At 70.9% G+C, this 18,917-nt stretch carries 14 protein-coding genes; 3 read left to right on the top strand and 11 right to left on the bottom strand.

Going from position 1 to position 18,917, the window contains the following annotated elements:
- Window positions 1–386: 386 nt before the first annotated feature.
- Entirely contained in the window at window positions 387–1,244 is an 858-nt protein-coding gene (locus tag ACIHEI_RS00980; protein ID WP_387638375.1) for a helix-turn-helix domain-containing protein, read from the top strand.
- Window positions 1,241–1,447 (top strand): DUF397 domain-containing protein, encoded by a 207-nt coding sequence (locus ACIHEI_RS00975; protein WP_396605171.1) that lies wholly within the window; start codon window positions 1,241–1,243, stop codon window positions 1,445–1,447. Before ACIHEI_RS00980 ends, ACIHEI_RS00975 begins: the two co-directional genes overlap by 4 nt.
- A gap of 70 nt (window positions 1,448–1,517) precedes the next feature.
- On the opposite strand, the gene ACIHEI_RS00970 is transcribed toward ACIHEI_RS00975, so the two are convergent.
- The gene (locus ACIHEI_RS00970; RefSeq protein ID WP_396605170.1) at window positions 1,518–2,618 is read right to left on the bottom strand and encodes an ADP-ribosylglycohydrolase family protein; all 1,101 of its coding nucleotides are present in this window, start codon (window positions 2,616–2,618) and stop codon (window positions 1,518–1,520) included.
- A gap of 273 nt (window positions 2,619–2,891) precedes the next feature.
- Window positions 2,892–5,480, bottom strand: a complete 2,589-nt coding sequence (locus tag ACIHEI_RS00965; protein ID WP_396605169.1) for a bifunctional FO biosynthesis protein CofGH — start codon at window positions 5,478–5,480, stop codon at window positions 2,892–2,894.
- A gap of 183 nt (window positions 5,481–5,663) precedes the next feature.
- Between ACIHEI_RS00965 and ACIHEI_RS00960 the strand changes: the two genes are divergently transcribed.
- Window positions 5,664–6,863 (top strand): outer membrane lipoprotein carrier protein LolA, encoded by a 1,200-nt coding sequence (locus tag ACIHEI_RS00960; protein WP_396605168.1) that lies wholly within the window; start codon window positions 5,664–5,666, stop codon window positions 6,861–6,863.
- Window positions 6,864–6,915: 52 nt separating this feature from the next.
- Here ACIHEI_RS00960 and rarD read toward each other — a convergent pair whose 3' ends face one another.
- The 9 genes from rarD to nuoL all read right to left on the bottom strand — a co-directional run bounded on the left by rarD (window position 6,916) and on the right by nuoL (window position 18,905).
- Complete coding sequence (rarD, locus tag ACIHEI_RS00955) at window positions 6,916–7,851, bottom strand: EamA family transporter RarD (protein WP_387638387.1); 936 nt, start codon at window positions 7,849–7,851, stop codon at window positions 6,916–6,918.
- A 102-nt stretch (window positions 7,852–7,953) separates the two neighbouring features.
- Window positions 7,954–8,991 (bottom strand): 2-oxoacid:ferredoxin oxidoreductase subunit beta, encoded by a 1,038-nt coding sequence (locus tag ACIHEI_RS00950; RefSeq protein WP_392946815.1) that lies wholly within the window; start codon window positions 8,989–8,991, stop codon window positions 7,954–7,956.
- The gene (locus ACIHEI_RS00945; protein WP_396605484.1) at window positions 8,988–10,910 is read right to left on the bottom strand and encodes a 2-oxoacid:acceptor oxidoreductase subunit alpha; all 1,923 of its coding nucleotides are present in this window, start codon (window positions 10,908–10,910) and stop codon (window positions 8,988–8,990) included. Before ACIHEI_RS00945 ends, ACIHEI_RS00950 begins: the two co-directional genes overlap by 4 nt.
- 171 nt (window positions 10,911–11,081) lie before the next feature.
- Window positions 11,082–11,741, bottom strand: coding sequence for a response regulator (locus tag ACIHEI_RS00940; RefSeq protein ID WP_387638885.1), 660 nt, complete (start codon window positions 11,739–11,741; stop codon window positions 11,082–11,084).
- A gap of 115 nt (window positions 11,742–11,856) precedes the next feature.
- On the bottom strand, window positions 11,857–12,870 hold the full coding sequence (locus ACIHEI_RS00935) for a polyprenyl synthetase family protein (protein ID WP_387865687.1): 1,014 nt from the start codon (window positions 12,868–12,870) through the stop codon (window positions 11,857–11,859).
- Between the two features lie 163 nt (window positions 12,871–13,033).
- Entirely contained in the window at window positions 13,034–13,618 is a 585-nt protein-coding gene (locus ACIHEI_RS00930; protein ID WP_396605167.1) for a Uma2 family endonuclease, read from the bottom strand.
- Between the two features lie 144 nt (window positions 13,619–13,762).
- Complete coding sequence (gene nuoN / locus ACIHEI_RS00925; protein ID WP_396605166.1) at window positions 13,763–15,400, bottom strand: NADH-quinone oxidoreductase subunit NuoN; 1,638 nt, start codon at window positions 15,398–15,400, stop codon at window positions 13,763–13,765.
- Window positions 15,397–17,010 carry an NADH-quinone oxidoreductase subunit M gene (locus ACIHEI_RS00920; RefSeq protein WP_387638399.1) on the bottom strand — a complete coding sequence of 538 codons (1,614 nt, stop codon included), beginning with the start codon at window positions 17,008–17,010 and terminating at the stop codon, window positions 15,397–15,399. Before ACIHEI_RS00920 ends, nuoN begins: the two co-directional genes overlap by 4 nt.
- Window positions 17,010–18,905 (bottom strand): NADH-quinone oxidoreductase subunit L, encoded by a 1,896-nt coding sequence (gene nuoL, locus ACIHEI_RS00915; protein WP_387865690.1) that lies wholly within the window; start codon window positions 18,903–18,905, stop codon window positions 17,010–17,012. Before nuoL ends, ACIHEI_RS00920 begins: the two co-directional genes overlap by 1 nt.
- Between the last annotated feature and the right edge of the window lie 12 nt (window positions 18,906–18,917).

Here is an 18,917-nt window from a genome sequence, read left to right as displayed (position 1 = left end):
TTTTTTATTTGGGGGGTGGGGGTGGCCCCCCGGGGGGGGGGTGGTGGTGGGGGGGGGGGGGGGGGGTGGGGTGTGGGGTGGGGGGGGGGGGGGGGGGGGGGGGGGGGGGCCCCCCCCCCGCCCCCCCCCGCCTTTGGGCGTTCTCTCACGGCGGGCGTTTTCCCGGCGCCGCGTCAAGTGTCCTGGGGCGCAAGAAAAGCCCTTTAGCGCGTGGGGCGGGTGGTCCGCAAGTACCCCCATCCCGATTGAGCTATTTTCCGATGATCTGTTCTACCGTGCTGCCTCGATTCCCGGGCGTGGACCGCAGTTGAGGTGGCATGCTGCTCAGCGTCAGGGGGTTGGTACCAATTACCGCACTGTTGCCAGTAGTAGGGCCGGAGGTCGATGTGTCCGCCAGCGTGAATCCGACGGTTCGCCGCCGCAGGCTCGGCGCCGAGCTCCGGCGGCTGCGCGAGCTCAGGGGGATGACCGCCGAGGAGGTGGCCGGCCGCCTGATGGTCTCCCAGTCGAAGATCAGCCGACTGGAGAACGGCCGCCGATCGATCAGCCCGCGCGATGTGCGCGACCTGTGCGAGGTCTACGAGGTCGAGGACGAGCGGGTCCGCAACGGGCTGATGGAGATGGCCAAGGAGTCGCGCCAGCGCGGTTGGTGGCACGAGTTCGGGGACATCCCCTACAGCGTGTACATCGGACTGGAGGCGGAGGCCTCGTCGATCCGCGCTTACGAATCCTCCTTCGTGCCGGGGCTGTTGCAGACCCGGGAGTACGCGGAGGCGGTGGTGGCCGGCACCCAGCCGGACACCGATCCGGCGGCGATCCACCGCCGGGTGGAGGTGCGACTCAAGCGCCAGCTCCGGATACACGGTGACGACCAGCTCGGCAGCCTGTGGGTGGTGGTGGACGAGGCGGTGCTGCGCCGCCAGGTCGGCGGGCCGCGGGTGATGGCCGAGCAGCTGTTCCAGCTGGTCGAGCTCGGCGAACGACCGAACATCAACCTGCAGGTCATACCGTTCAAGCACGGTGCCCACCCCGGGATGACCGGGACATTCTCCCTGATGGAGTTCCCCGAGTCAGCGGATTCCACAGTCGTCTACTTCGAAGGAGTGACGGCCGATCTCTACTTGGAGAAGGAAGCCGACGTACGCCGCTATACCAATCTCTACGACCACCTGCGAGCCGCGGCGATGAGTGTCACGGAAAGCCGGTCGATGATCACCGATTTGGCAGAGGAGTTCATGAAATGAGCAAGGCCATCGAGACCCTGACCTGGCGCAAGAGCAGCTACAGCGGCGGCAACGGCGCGTGCGTCGAGATCGCCGTCCCGACTTCTGCCTCTGTCGCGGTCCGGGACTCCAAGGATCCGAACGGCGCGCAGCTGCACTTCTCCAACGAGAGCTGGGCGGCTTTCGCGGCGGCTGCCGGCACCGGCGCCTTCGGCGAGGTCTGATCCACGGCTCCCTGCACAACTCCCGGTGCCCGTCGCTCCCCCGCGGCGGGCACCGTCGTACCGAGGAGCGTCAACTGCCGACGGGGTAGCGGGTGTTCCAGCCCTCGGTGCCGTGCAGCGCGGGGCCGTGCAGCAGTTCCAGCACCAGGTCGTCGGCGAGTTCCAGGATCGTGCCGCGGCCCTCGAGTTCGGCCAGCAGCTCGGGCGGCAGCGCGGTCTCGCCGTGCAGGGTGCCCAGCAGGTTGCCGCAGATGGAGCCGGTGGAGTCGCTGTCGCCCGAGTGGTTGACGGCCAGCAGCAGGCCGCTGCGGACGTCCTCGGCGACCAGGGCGCAGTACAGGCCGATGGCGAGCGACTCCTCGGCGGTCCAGCCCTCGCCGAGCTGCTCGACCCGTTCGGCGGACGGCACGCCGGCCCGGACGGCGTCCAGCGCGGCCCGCAGCGCGGCGGTGGTCTCCTCGTGGCCCGGCCGCTCGGACAGCAGCGCCAGGGCGAGGTGGACGCCCTCCTCCAGGGTGCCGCCGCGGGCCACCGCGTGGACGATCACCGCGAAGGCCCCGGCGGACAGGTAGCCGGTGGGGTGGCCGTGGGTCAGCACCGAGCACTCGACGGCGAGTTGGAACACCAGGGTCGGGTCCCAGGCGGTGAGCAGCCCGAACGGGGCGGCGCGCATCACGGTGCCGCAGCCCTTGGAGTTCGGGTTGCGCGGCTCCTCGACGGTGGCCGGCGACCCGTCCCCGGTACCGGCCAGACCGGACAGGCAGGCGTTGCCGGGGGCCCGGCGTTCGTACAGCCACTCCTCGCGGCCCAGCCAGCCGAGGTCCTTGCGGCGCTCGTCCGGGCCCCAGTCCTGCTGGGTGGCGTACCAGCGCAGGTAGGCGCGGTGCACGTCGGACGGCGGGTGCCAGGCTCCGGTGTCGCGGCCTATGTGGGCGCGGATCAGGCCGTCGACGGTGAACAGGCTCATCTGGGTGTCGTCGGTGACGGCGCCGCGCCGCCCGTAGGCGGGGACATAGCCGGTGACGCCCGCCTCGCCGTGGGTGGCGCGGATCTGCCCCAGCCGTTCGAACTCGATGCCGGCGCCGAGGGCGTCGCCGATCGCGCCACCGAGCAGACAGCCCCGCACCCGGCTGCGGAAGTCCTGCTGCTGGGCGCGTGACCACAGGGGCATCACGGGTGGGGGCCTTTCGGTCGGCGGGCGTCGGACAGCAGACGCACTGTATTCGAAGGCCCGGCCGAAACCGCCGGGCTCCACCGAACATCCATCCGCCGGACAGGCACTAGTGCCGCGGCAGGCAACTTTTGCCCGTCAAGGAGCGGCCCGAGGCGCCCGGCTGGGCGTGCCGCCGAAGCGCCCTCGTACTGGGTGTACTTAGGTGCTTTGGCGGTGCGTCCAGGCGGGATGCATCGGGCCGCGACGGGGCAAAGGTTGCCTGTTGCGGCACTAGTCCAACACGGGCAGCAGCCGCGGCAGGTGGCCGTCCGAGGCGAGGGCCGCCGCGCGGCGTTCGGCAGGCACCTGCCCGTAGTCGGTGGTGCGCTGCCGGGCGGGGCGGCCGGCCAGGGCGGCGATCGCCTCCAGGTCGCGGACCGACTTGTAGGAGCCCCAACCGGAGCCCGCCATCCGGGAGATGGTCTCCTCCATCAGCGTGCCGCCCAGGTCGTTGGCGCCGCTGCGGAGCATCTCGGCGGCGCCCTCCGCGCCGAGCTTCACCCAGCTGGTCTGGATGTTGGGGATGTGCGGGTGCAGCAGCAGCCGGGCCATCGCGGTCACCGCCCGGTTGTCGCGCGCGGTCGGGCCGGGCCGGGCGATGCCCGCCAGGTACACGGGGGCGTTGGTGTGCACGAACGGCAGCGTGACGAACTCGGTGAACCCGCCGGTGCGCTGCTGGACTTCGGCCAGCAGCCGCAGGTGGCCCAGCCAGTGCTTGGGAGTGTCGACGTGCCCGTACATCATGGTGGACGAGGAGCGCAGGCCCAGTTCGTGCGCGGTGCTGACCACCTCCACCCACGTCGCGGCGGGCAGCTTGCCCTTGGTGAGCACCCAGCGCACCTCGTCGTCGAGGATCTCCGCGGCGGTGCCGGGGATGGAGTCCAGGCCGGCCTCCTTCGCGGCGGCCAGCCAGTCGCGGATCGAAAGCCCGGTGCGGGTGGCGCCGTTGACCACCTCCATCGGCGAGAACGCGTGCACGTGGATGCCCGGCACCCGCTGCTTCACGGCCCGGGCGATGTCGAAGTACGCGGTGCCCGGCAGGTCCGGGTGGATGCCGCCCTGCATGCACACCTCGGTCGCGCCCACCTCCCAGGCCTGCTCGGCCCGTTCGGCGACCTGGTCCAGCGACAGGGTGTACGCGTCGGCGTCGGTGCGGCGCTGCGCGAACGCGCAGAACCGGCAGCCGGTGTAGCAGACGTTGGTGAAGTTGATGTTCCGGGTGACGCAGTACGTCACCTCCTCGCCGACCGTGTCGCGGCGCAGCTCGTCGGCGATCCGGCACAGCGCGTCCAGCGCGTCCCCGTCGGCCTGGAACAGCGCGAGGGCCTGGTCGTCCGTCAGCTTCGTCGGGTCGTCGGCGGCGGTGGACAGTGCGGCGCGGACGTCGGCGGGCAGGCGGCTCGGGGCGGGGACGGCGACCTGTTCGCGCAGCGACTCCCAGTCGCCGTAGACCTCGTCGAAGTCGGAGCGGCGGTCGCCGGTGCGGCCCTCGGTGTCGACGGTGCGGAACAGGTCGGTGCGGCCGCCGCCGGTCATCGGCTCGTCGGGCTCCTGCCAGGGCAGGCCGGCGGGGCGGCGGCCCTCGGCGGCCAGGCCGGTGGCCGGGTCGGCGAGCGCCCGCACGTGCGGCAGCAGCCGGGGGTCGAGCCAGGGTTCGCCGCGCTTCAGGTACTCGGGGTAGATCGTCAACCGCTCGCGCAGCAGGTACCCGGACTCGGCGGTCCGTTCGGCCAACTCTTCGATGTGCGGCCAGGGACGCTCCGGGTTGACGTGATCGGGCGTCAGCGGCGAAATGCCGCCCCAGTCGTCGATGCCCGCGCCGATCAGCAGCGCGAACTCGGCGTCCACCAGGTTCGGCGGCGCCTGGATCCGGGCGGCCGGGCCGAGCACCAGCCGGGCCACCGCCACCGCGGCCGCCAGCTCGGACAGTTCGGCGTCCGGCATGGCCCGCATCGCGGTGTCCGGCTTGGCCCGGAAGTTCTGCACGATCACTTCCTGCACGCCCTGGTAGGCGCGGGCCACCTTGCGGATCGCCAGCAGCGACTCGGCCCGCTCCTCGAAGGTCTCGCCGATGCCGATCAGCACCCCGGTGGTGAACGGCACGGCGCTGCGCCCGGCGTCCTCCAGCACCCGCAGCCGAACCGCCGGCTCCTTGTCCGGGGAACCGTGGTGCGGGCCGCCGGGCTCCGACCAGAGGCGGGTGGCGGTGGTCTCCAGCATCATGCCCATCGACGGGGCGACCGGCTTGAGGCGCTGGAAGTCCGTCCAGGACAGCACGCCCGGGTTCAGGTGCGGCAGCAGCCCGGTCTCCTCCAGCACCCGCACCGCCATCGCCCGCACGTACGCCAGGGTGTCGTCGTAGCCGTGCGCGTCCAGCCACTCGCGGGCCTCGGGCCACCGGGTCTCGGGGCGGTCGCCGAGCGTGAACAGGGCTTCCTTGCAGCCGAGTTCGGCGCCCCGGCGGGCGATCTCCAGCACCTCGTCCGGGGACAGGTACAGCCCGTGGCCGTCCTTGCGGAGCTTGCCGGGCACGGTGGCGAAGGTGCAGTAGTGGCAGCGGTCCCGGCACAGCCTGGTCAGCGGGATGAACACCTTGCGCGAGTACGTGATGACGCCCGGACGGCCCGCCTGCTCCAGCCCGGCGTCCCGGATCCGCGCCGCGGCCCCGCACAGCTCCGCCAGGTCCGCGCCGCGCGCCTGGAGCAGCACCGCCGCCTCCGCGGCGTCCAGCGCCACCCCGTCACGGGCCCGGCGCAGCGCACGCCGCATCGCGGTCGGGGTGGGCGAAGAAGGGGCGGGCAACGGGGGCTGGTGGCTCATGGGCCCGACCCTACGCGAGGCGTACACCTCCGGATGGACACGACCCTGACGGCGTCTCAGGGTCGCAATACTCCGGATACAACGCGAGACGTAGCGCGATCTGCTGCCGCCGGGCGACGCGTCGAGGGGTGCCGCGGGGCTTCAATGGACAGTGACAGCAGACGAGCTCTGGAGGGGGCCGCAGTGAACCAGGAAGCCACCGCAGTAGAGGACATGACGGCGGTTCGGGCGGGCAGGCGCCGCACCGCCGTCCGGATCGGCGTGCCGGCGGCGATCGCCACCGTCGTCGCCATCGGCATGGGCCTGGTGCCCGCACTGGCCAGCGACGAGTCGCCGAACCTGCCGGCCATCAGCGCCCAGGACCTGATCGCCAAGGCCGTCTCCGCGAACACCGACACCTTCAGCGGCACCGTCCGGGTCAACGCCGACCTGGGCCTGCCCACCGCGCTGACCGACCTCGCCTCCGGCTCCGGCCCGCTCGGCGAGATGGCCCGCGGCGCCGGCGCCAAGACCGGCAGCGCCGACCCGCAGATGAAGGCCGTCGAACTGCTCGGCGGCTCGCACACCCTGTCCGTCTCCTCGGACGGCCCGGACCGCCAGCGGCTCACCCTGTCCGGCCAGAAGTCCGGCTACGAGCTGGTCCACAACGGCGACCAGGTATGGGCGTACGACCGCAGCTCCCAGCAGGCCCTGCACCTCACCGGCACGGGCACCGACGGCCACCGGCCCGACGGCAAGGAGGGCATCGGCTCCATCACCCCGCAGGACGTCGCCAAGCAGCTCCTCGAGCACTCCTCCGACACCACCTCGGTGACGGTCGACGGCACCGAGCGGGTCGCCGGGCACGCCGCGTACAAGCTCAGCATCAAGCCCAAGCAGGCCGGCTCCACCGTCGCCGAGATCCGCGTCTCGATCGACGCCGACAAGGGCATGCCGCTGGCCGTGCAGCTGCGCACCGTGGACGGCGCCACCGCGTTCGACGTGCGCTTCGGCACCCTGTCCTACGACAAGCCCGACGCCAAGACCTTCCAGTTCAGCGTCCCCAAGGGCGCCAAGGTGATCGAGCAGTCCGCGAAGGACCACACCGCCAACCCGATGCCGTCCATCCCCGGCCTGCCCTCGCTGCCCACCGGCGGCGGCACGGACGGCGCCAAGGACGGCGCCAAGGGCGGCGTCATCGGCGAGGGCTGGACGGCCATCGCCCACGGCGACGCCGGCGCGGACGCCGCCAAGGGCATCGCCAAGTTCGCCGGCCGCGAGGTCAAGGGCGGCACCCTGGTGTCCACCCGCATCGTCAACGCCCTGATCACCAAGGACGGCAAGGTCTACATGGGCGCCGTCACCCCGGAGACCCTGGAGCAGGCCGCGGCCTCCGGCAAGTAACCACAAACAACCACGAGGGGCCCCGGGACCGCCCGGGGCCCCGCGTCGTCGTTCAGTTGGCGACCGTCTCCGCCGGCACCGGCACCGCGACCTGCCGCCGCTCCGACCGCACCCGGCGCAGCGCGTCCACGCTCAGCACCACCAGCGCCACCCACACCAGCCCGAAACCCGCCCAGCGGGCCGGTGACATCGACTCGTGGAAGACCGTCACCCCGATCAGGAACTGGAACACCGGCGCCAGGTACTGCAACAGACCCAGCGTGGTCAGCGGCACCCGCAGCGCCGCCGCCCCGAAGCACATCAGCGGCACCGCCGTAATGACCCCGCTGGCCACCAGCAGCGCGGTGTGACCCCAGCCGTAGTGCGTCAGACTGCCCTCACCGCGCACGCCCAGGTACACCAGGAACCCCAGCGCGAACGGGAACATCACCGCGCTCTCCACCGCCAGGCTCTCCGCACCGCCCAGCGCGACCTTCTTCTTCAGCAGACCGTACGTGGCGAACGACAGCGCCAGCGTCAGCGCGATCCACGGCAGCCGCCCGTACGCCACCGTCAGCACCGCCACCGCCGCCACCCCGACCCCGACCGCCGCCCACTGCGCGGTACGCAGCCGCTCGCGCAGCACCAGGACGCCGAACGCGATCGTCACCAGCGGATTGATGAAGTACCCGAGGCTGGTCTCCACCACATGCCCGGCGTTCACGGCCCAGATGTACACGCCCCAGTTCACCGAGACGGTCGCCGCCGCCACCGCCAGCAGCGCCAGCCTGCGCGGCTGACGCAACAGCGGGCGTATCCACCCCCAGCGCCGGCGTATCAGCAGCATCACCACCACCGCCACCAGCGACCACACCATCCGGTTGGCCAGGATGTCCGCCGCCCCGGCCGGCTCCAGCAACGGCCAGAACAGCGGGAACAGCCCCCACATCCCGTACGCCGCGAACCCGTTCCAGAGCCCGACCCTGGCCTCCCGCGCACTCTCCGCCATGGCCTGCCCTTCACCCGCGCACGAAACGTCCTACGAAAGGTAGCGGCACGCGGGTGAAGGTGTCATCCCCAAACGGAACTTTTGCTGCTGACAGCTTCCGGGCTAGGCGGTCACCGTCCAGGTGCTGGACCCAGCCAGCAAACCAGCCAGCTCCCCCCGCCCCTTCTGCTCCTCCGCAAGCGCCAACTGCTCGGCCATCTGCGTGTCGTAAACAGCCCGCTTCACATCCCGCAGCACACCGATCGGCGTGTTGTGCAGCAGGTCCGTCTCGGTCAGCCGGGTCAGCGCGAACGCCGTCGCAGGACTGCTGGCGTGCGCGTCGTGCACCAGCGCCTCCCCCTCGCTCCGCGGAGCGATCCGCAGTTCCCCGTCCGCGCCCCGCACCACGTGCCGGTCCGCGCCGACCAGGACCGGCTGCCCGTGCTCCAGCCGAATGAGCGCCTCGTCCCGGGTGCCGGGCTCCTTGAGGATCTCGAACGCGCCGTCGTTGAAGATGTTGCAGTTCTGGTAGATCTCCACCAGCGCGGTGCCCTCGTGCTGCGCCGCGGCCCGCAGCACGGACTGCAAATGCTGCCGGTCGGAGTCGATCGTCCGGGCCACGAACGAAGCCTCGGCGCCGATCGCCAGCGACAGCGGGTTGAACGGTGCGTCCAGCGAACCCATCGGGGTGGACTTGGTGATCTTCCCGACCTCGCTGGTCGGCGAGTACTGACCCTTGGTCAGTCCGTAGATCCGGTTGTTGAACAGCAGGATCTTCAGATTGACGTTCCGGCGCAGCGCGTGGATCAGGTGGTTGCCGCCGATCGACAGCGCGTCGCCGTCACCCGTCACCACCCACACCGACAGGTCGGGGCGGGAGGCGGCCAGGCCGGTGGCGATCGCCGGGGCGCGGCCGTGGATCGAGTGCATGCCGTACGTGTTCATGTAGTACGGGAAGCGGGACGAGCAGCCGATGCCGGAGACGAAGACGGTGTTCTCCCGGCGGATGCCGAGCTCCGGCATGAAGGACTGGACGGCGGCCAGGATCGCGTAGTCGCCGCAGCCGGGGCACCAGCGCACTTCCTGGTCGGTCTTGAAGTCCTTCGCGGTCTGCGGGCCGTCGGCCTTGGGAACGAGCCGCAGGGCGGGGAAGTCGGTCATCGGGTCGTCGCCTCCGCGTCGAGCGTGCCGATCGCCGCGTGCAGCACGTCGGCGAGTTGGGCGGCCTTGAACGGCAGGCCGCGCACCTGGTTGTAGGACTGCGCGTCGACGAGGTACTTCGCGCGCAGCAGCAGGGCGAGCTGCCCGAGGTTCATCTCGGGGACGATCACCCGCTCGTACCGGCTCAGCACCGTGCCGAGGTTGGCCGGGAACGGGTTGAGGTGGCGCAGGTGGGCCTGGGCGACCTGGCCGCCGTCGGCCCGGACCCGGCGCACCGCGGCGGTGATCGGGCCGTAGGTGGAGCCCCAGCCGAGCACCAGGACCCGGGCCTCGCCGCTCGGGTCGTCGACCTCGATGTCGGGCACCTCGATGCCGTCGATCTTGGCCTGCCGGGTGCGGACCATGAAGTCGTGGTTGGCGGGGTCGTAGGAGATGTTGCCGGTGCCGTCCTGCTTCTCGATGCCGCCGATCCGGTGCTCGAGGCCGGGGGTGCCGGGCACCGCCCACGGGCGGGCGAGGGTGTGCGGGTCGCGCTGGTAGGGGCGGAAGGTGCCGTCGGGGCCGTTCGGCTCGGTGGCGAACTCGACGCGCAGGTCCGGGAGTTCGTCGACGTCCGGGAGCTTCCACGGCTCGGAGCCGTTGGCCAGGTAGCCGTCGGAGAGCAGGAACACCGGGGTGCGGTAGGTGAGCGCGATCCGGGCCGCGTCGAGCGCGGCGTCGAAGCACTCGGCGGGCGTCGCGGGGGCGACGATCGGCACCGGGGCCTCGCCGTTGCGGCCGAACATCGCCTGCAGCAGGTCCGCCTGCTCGGTCTTGGTCGGCAGGCCGGTGGACGGGCCGCCGCGCTGGATGTCGACCACCAGCAGCGGCAGTTCCAGCGACACCGCCAGGCCGATGGTCTCCGACTTCAGCGCCACACCCGGACCGGACGTGGTGGTGACGCCCAGCGCGCCGCCGAACGCCGCGCCGAGCGCCGCGCCGATACCGGCGATCTCGTCCTCGGCCTGGAACGTCCGCACGCCGAAGTTCTTGTGCTTCGACAGCTCGTGCAGGATGTCCGAGGCCGGGGTGATCGGGTACGAGCCGAGGAACACCGGCAGCCCGGACCGCTCCCCCGCCGCGACCAGGCCGTACGACAGCGCCAGGTTCCCGGAGATGTTGCGGTACGTGCCGGCCGGCAGCTTGGCCGGCGGGATCTCGTAGGAGACCGCGAAGTCCTCGGTGGTCTCGCCGAAGTTCCAACCCGCCCGGAACGCCGCCACGTTGGCCTCGGCGATCTGCGGCTTCTTCGCGAACTTCTGCCGCAGGAACAGCTCGGTGCCGTGGGTCGGCCGGTGGTACATCCACGACAGCAGGCCCAGCGCGAACATGTTCTTCGCCCGCTCGGCGTCCTTGCGGGCCAGCCCGCTGTCCTTCAGCGCCTCCAGCGTCAGCGTGGTCAGCGGCACCGGGTGCAGCCGGAACGACTCCAGCGAGCCGTCCGCCAGCGGGTCCTTGTCGTACCCGACCTTCGCCAGCGCGCGCTTGGTGAACTCGTCGGTGTTGACGATGATCTCGGCGCCGGCCGGCAGGTCCGGCAGGTTCGCCTTCAGCGCCGCCGGGTTCATCGCCACCAGCACGTCCGGGGCGTCGCCCGGCGTCAGGATGTCGTGGTCGGCGAAGTGCAGCTGGAAGCTCGACACACCCGGCAGGGTGCCTGCGGGGGCCCGGATCTCGGCCGGGAAGTTCGGCAGCGTGGACAGGTCGTTGCCGAACGCCGCCGTCTCCGAGGTGAACCGGTCGCCGGTGAGCTGCATACCGTCGCCCGAGTCACCGGCGAACCGGATGATCACCCGGTCCAACCGCCGGATCGGCTTGGCCGGCCGCCCGGACCGGGCCGAGGCCGGACCCGACCGGCGCTCGCCGCCCGGGCCGTCCACTGCCTCTGACTGATCGACCTGACTGGTCACTGCCGCGGACCTCCTCGAGGGGAGCCAGCAGCGGGCGTGAGCCGTGTGCCCCGTCCGCCTGGCGCACCAAGGGAATCCTAAGCGGGCAGAGCACCGCTGGAAGGGAACTCGCGAAGACCGCCACGCGGGTCCGCGGGCCGGTCAGGACTCCAGATACGCCAGCACCGCGAGAACCCGCCGGTGATCCTCCTGGCTCGGTCCCAAACGCAACTTCTGGAAGATGTTCGACACATGCTTCTCCACAGCCCCGTCGGACACCACCAGTTGCTTGGCGATCGCCGCGTTGGTCCGGCCCTCCGCCATCAGGCCCAGCACCTCACGCTCACGAGGCGTCAGATTCGCCAGCGTGTCCACCTGCCGGCTGCGGCTCAGCAACTGCTGCACCACCTCCGGGTCCAGCGCCGTGCCGCCCTCCGCGACCCGGGTCACCGCGTCCGCGAACTCCCGCACCTCCGCGACCCGGTCCTTCAGCAGGTACCCCACCCCGCGGGTCGAACCCGCCAGCAGCTCACCCGCGTACTGCTCCTCCACGTGCTGCGACAGCACCAGCACCCCCAGCTGCGGGTACCGCTTGCGCAACTCCACGCACGCCCGCACCCCCTCGTCGGTGTGCGTCGGCGGCATCCTCACATCCGCCACCACCACATCCGGCAACGAGCCCTCCCCGTGCAGGCCGTCCACCGCCCGCAACAGCGCTTCCCCGTCACCGACCCCCGCCACGACCTCCATCCCCCGGTCCGTCAGCAACCGCGTCAGCCCCTCCCGGAGCAGCACGGAATCCTCGGCGATCACCACACGCAACATAGCCCGAACCCTAGCGCGCAGGGGCGCGGAGAACTGCGCGAAGGGGAACGCACCCGATCGCAGGATCGCGGCACGGACAGCCACTTGCACGTGAGAGCGCCCAACCGGACGGTCACATGGTGCGAATCGCCACCGTGTCGCAAAGCTCCTGCAGCGCCGCCTTCGCCGGGCAGTCCGGCAGCGGGTCGAGCAGCGCCCGCGCCTCCTCGGCGTAGCGCAGCGTCTCGCGGCGGGCCCGCTCCAGCGCGGGGTGCCGACGCAGCAGGCGCAGCGCTTCCGCGTGGGCGTCGTCGTCGGACGCCAGATCGGTGTCGAGGAGCTCCCGCAGCCGGACGTCCTCGGGGTCGGCCGGGTCGACGGGCATCTGACGCAGCAGCAGGACCGGCAGCGTGGGGACGCCCTCGCGCAGGTCGGTGCCGGGGGTCTTGCCGGACTCGTGGCCGTCGCTGGCGATGTCGAGGACGTCGTCGGCGAGCTGGAACGCGGTGCCGATGCGCTCGCCGTACTGGGTGAGCAGGTCGACGATCCACGGTTCGGCGCCGGCCATCATCGCGCCGAAGCGGCAGGAGACGGCGATCAGCGAGCCGGTCTTGCCGGAGAGGACGTCCAGGTAGTGCTGCAGCGGGTCGTCCTCGGCGCGGGGCCCGACGGTCTCCAGGATCTGGCCGGTGACCAGCCGTTCGAACGCGTCGGCCTGGACCCGGACGGCCTCGGGGCCGAGGTCGGAGAGCACCTGGGAGGCGCGGGAGAACAGGAAGTCGCCGGTGAGGATGGCGACCGAGTTGTCCCAGCGGCTGTTGGCGCTGGGGGCGCCGCGCCGCACGGGGGCCTCGTCCATCACGTCGTCGTGGTACAGCGTCGCGAGGTGGGTCAGTTCGACCACCACCGCGGACGGCACCACCCCGCGCGCGGCGGGGTCGCCGAACTGGGCGGCGAGCATCACCAGCAGCGGCCTGAACCGCTTCCCCCCTGCCTCGATGAGGTGGCTGGCGGTCACCGTGATGAAGGGCACGTCGCACTTGACGGCCTCGATCAGGGCGGCCTCCACGGCCTCCATCCCGGCCTGGACGTCACGGGTCAGATCGCGGTCCTGCACGCTCAGCCCGAAGGGCCCCACGACGGTCACGCTGACCACTCCTGTCCCTGGTCGATCCAGCGGGCCGGTCCCTCAGCGCCGCCGATGCACATACAAGGCAGCGTATCCGGTCCCGAGTGGATCACTGCACGGGCATGGGCCCTTCCGCCGCTGGTGGCGGGGCCGGGGCAGTGCCGGGCGCAGGGAGCGCAGGTCAGCGCGGAACGATCCGGGTCAGGTCGAGTTCGACCGGGAACGGCAGGCCAGTGATCAACTTGCCGTGGTGGACAGCGAGTCCGGGCGCGGGCGCATACACCCCTGTCTCTTCGTCCAGGTGAAACTCGTAGACCGCCGGGTCGCCGTCCTCGCCGCGCTCGACCCGCCAGAAGTACGGGATTCCCGCCTCGGCGTACATGCCGGGCTTGCGGAAGCGGTCGTCGCTGCGCGAGCCGTGGGAGACCACCTCGACGGCGAGCGCCACGGCAGCGACGGGGACGCACTCCGTGGTGAAGAAGTCGAGCCCGGTGCGGTCGAAGACGATTGCGTCGGGCTTGGGCGCGTTGGAGGGATTGACCAATACGCACCGTTCAGTGCTGGCCTGGTACGGGTCTCGGCGAGCACTGCGAAGTGCGAAGTACAACTCGTCCCGCACGGTGTCGTGCCACAAATTGGTCATACCGCGGACCACGATCGCCCCATCCACCAGTTCGAACTCGAAGGGCAGATCGAGGTCCTTGACCTGGTCGTAGGTCCAGCCTCCCGAGGGCGGGGACGTCCAGTCGATCGGTTCGGCAGTCATGGCCACCTCCTGTGCCCAGTCTATGAGCCGAACCTACGGCGACCAATGACTGCCGAATCGGTTCGCCGACGTGCCGTTCACCCTCCGAACAGCAGTCCGGCCCCCGCCGGGTGGTGGCGGGGGCCGGTGGCCGGGGGGAAGGGCTCAGCGGATGAAGACCGACGCCTTGGTGGCCAGGTCGAGGAAGTACTGCGGGAGCAGACCCAGGCCGAGCGTCACCAGGACGCCGAAGGCGATGGTGGTGGCGGTGAGGGCGCTGGGGACGGCGACGGCGGGGCCGGCGGGCTGGGGGTCGGAGAAGAACATCAGGACGATGACGCGGATGTAGAAGAAGGCGGCGATCGCGGAGGACAGCACACCGACGATCACCAGGGGGGTGGCGCCGCCGGCGGCCGCGGCCTGGAAGACCGCGAACTTGCCGGTGAAGCCGGAGGTGAGCGGGATGCCCGCGAAGGCCAGCAGGAACAGCGCGAAGACCGCGGCGAGCAGCGGTGAGCGGCGGCCGAGGCCGGCCCAGTTGGAGAGGTGGGTGGCTTCGCCCTTGGAGTCGCGCACCAGGGTGACGACGGCGAACGCGCCGAGGGTGACGAAGGAGTAGGCGAGCAGGTAGAAGAGGACGGCGGCGACGCCGCGCCGGTCGGTGGCGATCAGGCCGGTGAGGATGAAGCCGGCGTGCGCGACCGAGGAGTAGGCGAGGAGGCGCTTCACGTCCTGCTGGGTGACGGCGAGGATCGAGCCGACCACCATGGTGAGGATGGCGACGCCCCACATGACGGGCCGCCAGTCCCAGCGGATGCCGGGGAAGGCGACGTAGAACAGCCGCAGCATGGCGCCGAACGCGGCGGTCTTGGTGGCGGCGGCCATGAACCCGCTGACGGGGGTGGGCGCGCCCTGGTAGACGTCCGGCGTCCAGGAGTGGAACGGCACCGCGCCGACCTTGAACAGCAGGCCGACGGCGAGCATGGCCAGGCCGATCAGCAGCAGCGCGTCGTTCTGGGTGGTGACGGCGAGCGCGGGGGTGACGGGGGCGGTGCCGGCGACCACGTCGGCGATGTCGCCGAGCCGGACGCTGCCCGCGTAGCCGTACAGCAGGGCGGTGCCGAACAGGAAGAACGCGGAGGCGAACGCGCCGAGCAGGAAGTACTTGACGGCGGCCTCCTGCGAGAGCAGGCGGCGGCGCCGGGCGATCGCGCACATCAAGTACAGCGGCAGGGACAGCACTTCGAGCGCCACGAACATGGTCAGCAGGTCGTTGGCGGCGGGGAAGAGCAGCATGCCGCCGACCGCGAACAGGGTGAGCGGGTAGATCTCGGTGGTCCGCATGCCCTCGCGGGTGGCCTCGCGTTCCTGTTCGCCGCCGGGGACGGCGGCGGCCTGCGCGGTGAACGCGTCGATCCGGTGGCCGTTGATGCGCGGCTCCAGCCGGCCCTCGGCGTAGGTGAGGACGGCGAGGACGGCGGTCAGCAGGATGACGCCCTGCAGGAACAGCGCGGGCCCGTCGATCGCGACCGAGCCCATCGCGAGCAGCCCGGCCTTGGTGGAGGCGTGGCCCTGGGCGGCGAGCACCACCACGGCGACGAACGCGCCGACCAGGCCGGTCAGCGAGATGCCGAGTTGGCTGGAGGCGCGCAGCCGTCGCGGCAGGAACGCCTCGGCCAGGATGCCGATCAGGGCGGCGCCGAACACCACCAGCATCGGCGAGAGTTGGCCGTACTCGATGTGCGGGGCGGGGATGCTCGGACTGTTGCCGCCGGCGGCGGCCAGCGCGTGGGTGGCGATCACTTCTGCTCACCTCCGTTGGTGGCGGCGACCGGGTGGGCGGGCGCGGGGTCGGTCCGGTGGACCTGGCCGAGGGTGTCGTTCACGGCCGGGTTCACCATCTTGGTGAGCGGCTGCGGGTAGACGCCGAGCAGCAGGGTGAGGGCCACCAGTGGGGCTACGACGGCGAGTTCACGGGCCTTCAGGTCGGGCATGCCCTGCACGGAGGCCTTCACCGGGCCGGTCATGGTGCGCTGGTACAGCATCAGCGCGTACAGCGCGGCCAGCACGATGCCGAAGGTGGCGATGATGCCGATCACCGGGTAGCGGGTGAACGTGCCGACCAGGACCAGGAATTCGCTGACGAACGGGGCCATGCCGGGCAGCGACAGGGTGGCGAGTCCGCCGATCAGGAAGGTGCCGGCCAGCACGGGCGCGACCTTCTGCACGCCGCCGTAGTCGGCGATCAGGCGCGAGCCGCGGCGGGAGATCAGGAAGCCCGCGACCAACATCCACGCGGCGGTGGAGATGCCGTGGTTGACCATGTAGAGGGTGGCGCCGGACTGGCCCTGGCTGGTCATCGCGAAGATGCCCATGATGATGAACCCGAAGTGCGAGATGGACGCGTAGGCGACCAGCCGCTTCATGTCCTTCTGTCCGATGGCGACCAGCGCGCCGTAGACGATGCCGATCAGCGACAGCACCAGGATCGCCGGGGCGAAGGTCTTGGACGCGTCCGGGAACAGGCCGAGGCAGAACCGGAGCATCGCGAAGGTGCCGACCTTGTCGACAACTGCCGTGATCAGCACGGCGGTTCCGGCGGTGGACTCCCCCATCGCGTTCGGCAGCCAGGTGTGCAGCGGCCACATCGGGGCCTTCACCGCGAAGGCGAAGAAGAAGCCGAGGAACAGCGCGCGCTGCGCGGTCGGGTCGATCACCAGCTTGCCGGAGGAGATCGCGTCGGTCAGCGCGGGCAGGCTGAACGTCGCGTGCCCCTGGTCGGCGGCCACCACGTACAGGCCGATCACGGCGGCCAGCATGACCAGTCCGCCGAGCAGGTTGTACAGCAGGAACTTCACTGCGGCGTAGGAGCGCTGGCGGTCCGAGTCGGGTCCGCCGGCCCGGTCGCCGAAGCCGCCGATCAGGAAGTACATCGGGATCAGCATGGCTTCGAAGAACACGTAGAACACGAACACGTCGGTGGCCAGGAAGGACACCAGCACCATCGCCTCGACGGCGAGGATCAGGGCGAAGAAGCCCTGGGTGCGGCGCTTGGACTCGAAGGAGCCCTCCGGCGCGGCGGGGTCGGCGTCGTGCCAGCCGGCCAGCATCACCAGCGGGACGAGCACGGCGGTGAGCAGTGCCAGCACGGCGCCGATGCCGTCCACGCCGAGCGAGAAGCTGATCCCGAAGGACCGGATCCAGCTGTAGGACTCGGTCAACTGGTAACGGGGGCCGCCGGGTTCGAAGGCGACGGCGACCGCGACGGCCAGCCCCAGGGTGACCGCCGAGACGGCGAGCGCGACGGCCTTGGTGGTGCGCCGCCGGGCCTCGCCGGTGCCGGCCGGGAGGGCAGCGGTGAGCACTGCTCCGGCGGCCGGGACGGCACAGGTGGCGGAGAGGAGGTAGCTCATCAGACCGACCTCATCAGGAGAGTGGAGGCGACCAGCACCAGCGTGCCGCCGAACATGGAGAGCGCGTACGTCCGGACGTATCCGGTCTGGATCCGGCGCAGCCGCCCGGACAGCCCGCCGATGGCGGCGGCCAAGCCGTTGACGAAGCCGTCCAGGCCCCTGCTGTCGAACCAGACCAGGGTGGCGGCGAGCGCCGAGCCGGGCCGGACCAGGACGGCGTGGTTGAAGTCGTCCTGCAGCAGGTCGCGGCGGGCGGCCCGGGTGAGCAGCGAGCCGACCGGTGCCTGCACCGGGACGGGGCTGCGGCCGTACATCGCATAGGCCAGGCCGGCGCCGGCCAGCATGCAGACGGTGGCGATCACGCTGACGGTCACCGAGTTGATCGGGGAGTGGCCCTCCTCGTGGCCGGTGACCGGCGTCAGGAAGTTCACGAAGGAGCTGCCGAGGGTGAAGAGCCCGCCCGCGAACACCGAGCCGAAGGCCAGCAGGACCATCGGAACGGTCATGCTCTTCGGCGACTCGTGCGGGTGCGGCGGGTTGCCGTTCTCGTCCGGCTGCCAGCGCTTCTCGCCGAAGAAGGTGAGCAGCACCACCCGGGTCATGTAGAACGCGGTGATCGCGGCACCGGTCAGCGCGCACACGCCGAGGATCCAGCCCTCGGTGCCGCCCTTGGCGAACGCCGCGTCGATGATCTGGTCCTTCGACCAGAAGCCCGACAGGAACGGGAAGCCGATGATCGCCGCGTAGCCGGCCATGAACGTCCAGAAGGTGACCGGCATGTACTTGCGCAGGCCGCCGTAGTGACGCATGTTCACCTCGTCGTTCATGCCGTGCATGACCGATCCGGCGCCGAGGAACAGTCCGGCCTTGAAGAAGCCGTGGGTGACCAGGTGCATGATCGCGAAGGCGTAGCCGATCGGGCCGAGGCCGGCCGCCATGATCATGTAGCCGATCTGCGACATGGTGGAGCCGGCCAGCGCCTTCTTGATGTCGTCCTTCGCGCAACCGACGATCGCACCGAACAGCAGCGTCACCGCGCCGACCACCACGACGACGGTCTGCGCGTCGGGGGCCAGGTCGAAGATCGCCGCGGAGCGGACGATCAGGTAGACGCCGGCGGTCACCATGGTGGCCGCGTGGATCAGCGCGGAGACCGGGGTCGGGCCCTCCATCGCGTCGCCCAGCCAGGACTGCAGCGGCACCTGCGCGGACTTGCCGCAGGCGGCGAGCAGCAGCATCAGCGCGATCGCGGTGAGCTTGCCCTGGCTCGCGTCGCCGGCCGCGCCGAACACCGGGCCGAAGGCGAACGAGCCGAACTCCGCGAACATCAGCATGATCGCGATGGACAGGCCCATGTCGCCGACCCGGTTGACGATGAACGCCTTCTTGGCGGCCGTCGCGGCGCTCGGCTTGTGCTGCCAGAACCCGATCAGCAGGTAGGACGCGAGGCCCACGCCCTCCCAACCGACGTACAGCAGCAGGTAGTTGCCGGCCAGCACCAGGAGCAGCATGGCGGCCACGAACAGGTTCAGGTAGCCGAAGAACCGGCGGCGGCGCTCGTCGTGCGCCATGTAGCCCACCGAGTACAGGTGGATCAGGGTGCCGACGCCGGTGATCAACAGCACGAAGACGATGGACAGTTGGTCGAGCTGGAAGGAGATGTCGGCCTGGAAGCCGTCCACCGGGATCCAGGTGTACAGCCGCTCGATGACGGCCCGGTGCGCGGTGTCGCGGCCGAGCATGTCCGCGAACAGGGTGAGGCCGAAGGCGAAGGAAAGCGCCGCGAGAGCGGTCGCGATCCAGTGCCCGAAACGGTCCAGGGCCCGTCCGCCGAGCAGCAGCAGGGCAGCGCCGGCCAGCGGCGCCGCGACCAGCAGCGGAATGAGAGAGTTCACTGAAGGGCCCTC

Source organism: Kitasatospora sp. NPDC051984 (genome assembly GCF_044593455.1).
Taxonomy (GTDB): Bacteria; Actinomycetota; Actinomycetes; order Streptomycetales; family Streptomycetaceae; genus Kitasatospora.
The sequence above is the reverse complement of the archived record's forward strand: the minus strand, read 5'-3'. Positions and strand labels throughout refer to the sequence as shown.

Excerpts from the sequence above, each read along its gene's own strand:
- ACIHEI_RS00975 (WP_396605171.1), top strand. The coding sequence starts at position 1,241 with ATGAGCAAGGCCATCGAGACCCTGACCTGGCGCAAGAGCAGCTACAGC.
- ACIHEI_RS00970 (WP_396605170.1), bottom strand. The coding sequence starts at position 2,618 with ATGCCCCTGTGGTCACGCGCCCAGCAGCAGGACTTCCGCAGCCGGGTG.
- ACIHEI_RS00965 (WP_396605169.1), bottom strand. The coding sequence starts at position 5,480 with ATGAGCCACCAGCCCCCGTTGCCCGCCCCTTCTTCGCCCACCCCGACC.
- rarD (WP_387638387.1), bottom strand. The coding sequence starts at position 7,851 with ATGGCGGAGAGTGCGCGGGAGGCCAGGGTCGGGCTCTGGAACGGGTTC.
- ACIHEI_RS00950 (WP_392946815.1), bottom strand. The coding sequence starts at position 8,991 with ATGACCGACTTCCCCGCCCTGCGGCTCGTTCCCAAGGCCGACGGCCCG.
- ACIHEI_RS00930 (WP_396605167.1), bottom strand. The coding sequence starts at position 13,618 with ATGACTGCCGAACCGATCGACTGGACGTCCCCGCCCTCGGGAGGCTGG.
- ACIHEI_RS00920 (WP_387638399.1), bottom strand. The coding sequence starts at position 17,010 with ATGAGCTACCTCCTCTCCGCCACCTGTGCCGTCCCGGCCGCCGGAGCA.